Annotated in this window: 7 protein-coding genes; 4 read left to right on the top strand and 3 right to left on the bottom strand. The window is 63.7% G+C overall.

Going from position 1 to position 4,825, the window contains the following annotated elements:
* From WBB85_RS08635 to mltG, 3 genes are all read left to right on the top strand, one after another.
* A partial coding sequence (locus tag WBB85_RS08635; RefSeq protein ID WP_432638217.1) for a HisA/HisF-related TIM barrel protein occupies positions 1 to 223 on the top strand: 223 nt, incomplete at its 5' end.
* 95 nt (positions 224 to 318) lie between these two features.
* On the top strand, positions 319 to 1,581 hold the full coding sequence (fabF, locus tag WBB85_RS08630) for a beta-ketoacyl-ACP synthase II (protein WP_432638216.1): 1,263 nt from the start codon (positions 319 to 321) through the stop codon (positions 1,579 to 1,581).
* Positions 1,581 to 2,738, top strand: a complete 1,158-nt coding sequence (gene mltG / locus WBB85_RS08625; protein ID WP_432638215.1) for an endolytic transglycosylase MltG — start codon at positions 1,581 to 1,583, stop codon at positions 2,736 to 2,738. Before fabF ends, mltG begins: the two co-directional genes overlap by 1 nt.
* A gap of 94 nt (positions 2,739 to 2,832) precedes the next feature.
* Here mltG and WBB85_RS08620 read toward each other — a convergent pair whose 3' ends face one another.
* The gene (locus WBB85_RS08620) at positions 2,833 to 3,378 is read right to left on the bottom strand and encodes a fasciclin domain-containing protein (RefSeq protein WP_432638214.1); all 546 of its coding nucleotides are present in this window, start codon (positions 3,376 to 3,378) and stop codon (positions 2,833 to 2,835) included.
* Positions 3,379 to 3,485: 107 nt separating this feature from the next.
* Positions 3,486 to 4,007, bottom strand: a complete 522-nt coding sequence (locus WBB85_RS08615) for an RNA polymerase sigma factor (RefSeq protein ID WP_432638213.1) — start codon at positions 4,005 to 4,007, stop codon at positions 3,486 to 3,488.
* A 264-nt stretch (positions 4,008 to 4,271) separates the two neighbouring features.
* Between WBB85_RS08615 and WBB85_RS08610 the strand changes: the two genes are divergently transcribed.
* Positions 4,272 to 4,514: an EF-hand domain-containing protein gene (locus WBB85_RS08610; protein WP_432638212.1), complete on the top strand. Its 243-nt coding sequence runs from the start codon at positions 4,272 to 4,274 to the stop codon at positions 4,512 to 4,514.
* 116 nt (positions 4,515 to 4,630) lie between these two features.
* On the opposite strand, the gene ilvN is transcribed toward WBB85_RS08610, so the two are convergent.
* A partial coding sequence (gene ilvN, locus WBB85_RS08605; protein ID WP_432638211.1) for an acetolactate synthase small subunit occupies positions 4,631 to 4,825 on the bottom strand: 195 nt, incomplete at its 5' end.

Genomic DNA, 4,825 nt, shown 5'->3' with positions numbered 1-4,825 from the left:
GGATGCGGCCCTTGGCGTCGTGTCGCGCATTGCCGAACGCTGCAAGGCCCCGGTCATCGCCAGCGGCATCGTGCGGACCATCGACGATGTGTCGCGGCTCAGGCTCCTGGGTGAGGTGTCCGGAGCGATGGTCGGACGGGCGCTGTTCAACAAGACGCTGAACCTCAAAGATGCCCTTCGCGAAGCCCGCCCCGACACCGCGCATGTCGCCGAATTCATCTGAACGGCATTGGCCCGCTTCCCGTGTGGGAACGGGCCTTGCCCGCCCCTGTCTTCGCCGTGTATCAAGCCCCGGATGAAAACTGAGTGGGGAACGCGATGAGGCGGGTTGTTGTCACCGGACTTGGTATGGTTACGCCACTGGCTTGCGGCGTCGATGAGACGTGGAAACGGTTGATCGCCGGACAATCGGGCGCGGGGCCGATTTCACGGTTCGACACGGCGAATGTGGTTACCACCTATGCCTGCGAAATCCCCTTTGGTGATGGCACCGACGGCACCTTCAACCCCGATGACTGGATGGAGCCGAAAGAGCGCCGCAAGGTCGATGATTTCATCCTGTACGGCATGGCCGCCGCTGATATGGCGGTCAAGGATGCGGGCTGGATGCCTGAGGATGAGGAAAGCCGCCTGCGCACGGGCGTCATGATCGGGTCGGGCATCGGCGGGCTGTCGTCGATTGCAGAAACGGCCAATCTGATCAAGGAACGCGGCCCCAAGCGCGTTTCGCCCTTCTTCATTCCCGGTTCGCTGATCAACCTCATTTCGGGGCAGGTCGGTATCCGCTATGGCTTCAAGGGGCCGAACCATGCGGTCGTGACCGCCTGTTCGACCGGTGCCCATGCCATTGGCGATGCGGCCCGGCTGATCCAATGGGGCGATGCTGATGTGATGTTGGCGGGCGGTGCCGAAAACCCGATCAGTGAGATCGGGATCGCCGGGTTCAACGCTTGCAAGGCGCTGTCGACCAAACGCGGGGATGAGCCGCAAAAGGCCTCGCGCCCCTATGATGCCGACCGCGACGGGTTCGTGATGGGCGAGGGGGCCGGCGTCGTCGTGCTGGAGGAATACGAACACGCCAAGGCGCGCGGCGCCCGGATCTATGCCGAGGTGCTGGGTTACGGCCTGTCGGGCGATGCCTATCACATTACCGCCCCATCCGAAGATGGCGATGGCGGCTACCGCTCGATGAAAGCGGCGCTGGCACGGGCCGGGGTCACACCAGAGCAGATCGACTACATCAATGCCCACGGCACCTCGACCATGGCCGATACGATTGAACTCGGTGCGGTCGAACGGTTGATGGGCGATGCGGCGGCAAAGGCGACGATGTCGTCGACGAAATCCGCGATTGGCCATCTTCTGGGCGCTGCTGGCGCGGTTGAGGCGATCTTCTGCGTGCTTGCGATCCGTGATCAGGTGGCGCCGCCGACGATCAACCTCGACAATCCGGCGATTGAGCCAAAACTGGACCTGGCCCCGAATGCCGCGCGCAAGCGCGAGATCAACGTGGCGCTCTCGAACTCCTTCGGTTTTGGGGGTACCAATGCCTCGCTCGTCCTCGGCCGGGTGACGGACTGATGTGGCGTAACATCGCCTCGAACTTCCTGACCATCGCCATCGTGTTGCTGGTGGCGGCCGCAGCGTTGGTCGCCTGGGGGCAGCAGCAGTATAAAGGGCCGGGCCCCCTGGCCGAAGCGATCTGTTACCGCGTTGAAAGCGGGGCCAGCCTGCGTGGCGTAGCTGCCGATCTTGCGGGCGAAGGCGCGGTGAGTTCCGCCTATATTTTCAAGGTCGGGGCGGATTATGAGGACAAGGCGGGCAGCCTGAAGGCAGGCTCGTTCCTGATCACGCCCAAGGCATCCATGGCCGAAATCGTCGAGGCGATCACCGGCAGCGGTCAATCCACCTGCGGCACGGAAGTGAACTTCCGCATCGGGGTCAATGGGGCCGATGTTGTTGTGCGCGAGCTTGATCCGGTCACGAACCGCTACGAGGAAGTGGCGAAATTCGATCCGGCGGCAGAAGCGGCACCCGACGCTTATGTCGAACGGGCCGAGGATCCGGCGGTGCGGTTCCGCATCACCTTGGCCGAAGGGGCGACAAGCTGGCAGATCGTCGAGGCGCTGAAACGGGCCGAGTTCCTGTCGGGCGAGACAGGTGAGGTGCCTGCCGAGGGCAGGCTCGCGCCGGACAGTTATGAGGTCGTGCGCGGCGCATCCCGGCCGGAACTTCTGGCCGAGATGCAGCGGCGGCAGGATACGATTCTGGCCGATCTCTGGGCCGCACGCGCTGACGGCTTGCCCTATGCAAGTCCGGAAGAGGCGCTGATCATGGCCTCTATCGTAGAAAAGGAAACCGGCGTGCCGGAAGAACGGGGTCAGGTGGCGAGTGTCTTCGTTAACCGTCTCGAAAAAGGCATGAAGCTGCAGACAGACCCGACGGTGATCTATGGGCTGACCAAGGGCCAGGGCGTTCTGGGACGCGGGCTGCGCCAGAGCGAGCTGCGCGGGCGTACCCCCTACAACACCTATGTGATCGAGGGACTGCCGCCTACTCCCATCGCCAATCCGGGGCGTGAGAGCATCGCCGCCGCCCTCAATCCCGACGATACGCCGTTCATTTTCTTCGTGGCGGATGGCACCGGCGGGCATGCCTTCGCCGAGACGCTGGACGAGCACAACGAGAACGTCGCCAAATGGCGGGCGATCGAGGCGGAACAGGGATCCGGGAACTGACACCGGGCGGGCGACCTTTGTCGCCTTTCACCTCCGTGTCATGAAAAAAGGGCGCCCCGAAAGAGCGCCCTGCACTCGTACCGAACAGCCGATTTTACATTGCGGGCAAAAGCACCGTGTCGATGACATGGATGACGCCGTTCGCCTGTTTGACATCGGCGATGGTGACGGTTGCGGTCCGGCCGCGTTCGTCTTTCAGCTTGATCCACTCGCCGTCCATCGTGGCCTGAAGCGTGCAGCCGCCGACGGTCGGGACGGGATGCATGCCGCCATCATCGGCGATCATCCCGGCAATGGCATCGGACATCGCATCAGCGGCCACGACATGGCAGGTCAGGACCTTGGCCAGCATCTCCTTGTTCTCGGGCTTGAGAAGATCCTCGACTGTTCCGGCCGCGAGCATGCCGAAGGCGTCATTGGTGGGCGCGAAGACGGTGAAAGGGCCTTCGCCCGACAGCGTCTCGACCAGGTCTGCGGCCTGAACCGCAGCGACAAGCGTGGTGTGATCGGCCGAGTTTAAGGCGTTTTCGACGATGGTCTTGCTGTCATACATTGCGGCCCCGCCGACCATGGGATTCTCGGCGGCAAAAACAGGGGCGGCGACAAGGGCGAGGGCGGTAAACGAAAGAGTGCGGAACATGTATTTCTCCGTTCATTGTCCGGGGGACCAATTCCCCTGGCATGACCGCAATTACGCAGCGCGCGGCGGTGAAGTTGCATCACGATGAAAATTTTTTGGGTTTTTGTTCAGGCCATGTCCTCGCGGGTCAGGAACGCGGCGACGGGCCCTTTTTCCGGCAGGCCGCAATCCTGCCTGAGCCGGGCGCGCCCCCGCGCGAGGCGGGACATCACAGTGCCGACCGGCACACCTTCAGCGGCTGCGATTTCGGCATAGCTTTCGTCGCCAGTGGCCTTGCGCAGGATCAGACGCATCTCGGCTTCAGGCAGCCGGGTGATCGCGTCCGCGACCTCGCGCAGGGCAAGTCGGCCGGGTGCCGCTGGCGGGGCCGAGGGTTCAGGGGCATCGCTGAGCGCCAGTGTCGCCGGGCGCGGACGGCGGGCAAGATTGCGTGCGGCCGTCATCAGATAGGGTTTCAACTTATCAATCCCCGCTTTGCGGCCCATCTGGGTCCAGACCCGCAAGAGCGCCTCCTGCGCCAGATCCTCGGCCGCGGACGGGTCGCGGGTCAGGCGGCGGGCAAGGCGGCGAAGGTCGGGGATAAGGGCGACAAGCTCGGGGGTAGTGTCGGTAGGACAGGGATGCGTCATGGCGGTCTCCTTTCCCGCATGACATTGGCCGGGCGTGACTGTCGGACAAGCCCGGGGATTCCCGCCGAGCCATGCTTCGCCGCCCGGTTGCGGTCTTTTTGGGCGGCAACCCGCGTGTGTCAGGGCGCGCAATGCGCAGCCTGCCGCCGGGGAAGGCTGTCTTGTCTCCGGGGTGGGAATAAACCTGCCTCAGCCGCGTCCTGATATGTGAGGGCCGCGACAAAGCGGTCTTCCTGATCACGGATGAATTAAGGAGAATATCCGATGAAGAAACTGGCTTTCACCCTCGCATTCGGGCTCGCTTCGACCGGTATGGCTTTCGCGCAGGGCGTGACTGACATGGATGCCGATGGCAGCGGCGCGCTGTCGCTGGAAGAGCTTCAGGTGGCTTATCCGAGTGCGACGGAGGACACCTTCGTCACCATCGACACCAATGCCGACGGCGCGGTCGATGAGGCCGAACTGACCGCTGCGGTCGAGGCAGGTACGCTCGTCACAGACGGCTAAGGTCACAGCGCGCGGGGCCCCTGCCACTCTTCCCTTCCCCAGCCGAATGGAGGGGCCCCGCGTTAATATGAATATCTGCTGTTGCAGTCATAAGGCCGCGCGCGCCGGGCGAGAGCCTACACGCCGCGCGCCAAAGCCGCGACGCCGGTCCGGGCCACATCGACCAGGCCAAGCGGGCGCATGAGTTCGGCGAAGGCGTCGATCTTTTCCGGTGTGCCGGTGATCTCGAAGACAAAGCTTTCCAATGTCGAGTCGACCACATTGGCGCGGAATATATCGGCCAGACGCAGGGCCTCGACCCGCTTCTCGCC

Source organism: Albidovulum sp. (assembly GCF_049646345.1).
Lineage (GTDB): Bacteria > Pseudomonadota > Alphaproteobacteria > Rhodobacterales > Rhodobacteraceae > Albidovulum.
The sequence above is the reverse complement of the archived record's forward strand: the minus strand, read 5'-3'. Positions and strand labels throughout refer to the sequence as shown.

What these genes read in the sequence shown, in the direction of transcription:
- fabF (WP_432638216.1), top strand. Translation starts at nt 319, where the DNA reads ATGAGGCGGGTTGTTGTCACCGGACTTGGTATGGTTACGCCACTGGCT.
- mltG (WP_432638215.1), top strand. Translation starts at nt 1,581, where the DNA reads ATGTGGCGTAACATCGCCTCGAACTTCCTGACCATCGCCATCGTGTTG.
- WBB85_RS08620 (WP_432638214.1), bottom strand. Translation starts at nt 3,378, where the DNA reads ATGTTCCGCACTCTTTCGTTTACCGCCCTCGCCCTTGTCGCCGCCCCT.
- WBB85_RS08615 (WP_432638213.1), bottom strand. Translation starts at nt 4,007, where the DNA reads ATGACGCATCCCTGTCCTACCGACACTACCCCCGAGCTTGTCGCCCTT.
- WBB85_RS08610 (WP_432638212.1), top strand. Translation starts at nt 4,272, where the DNA reads ATGAAGAAACTGGCTTTCACCCTCGCATTCGGGCTCGCTTCGACCGGT.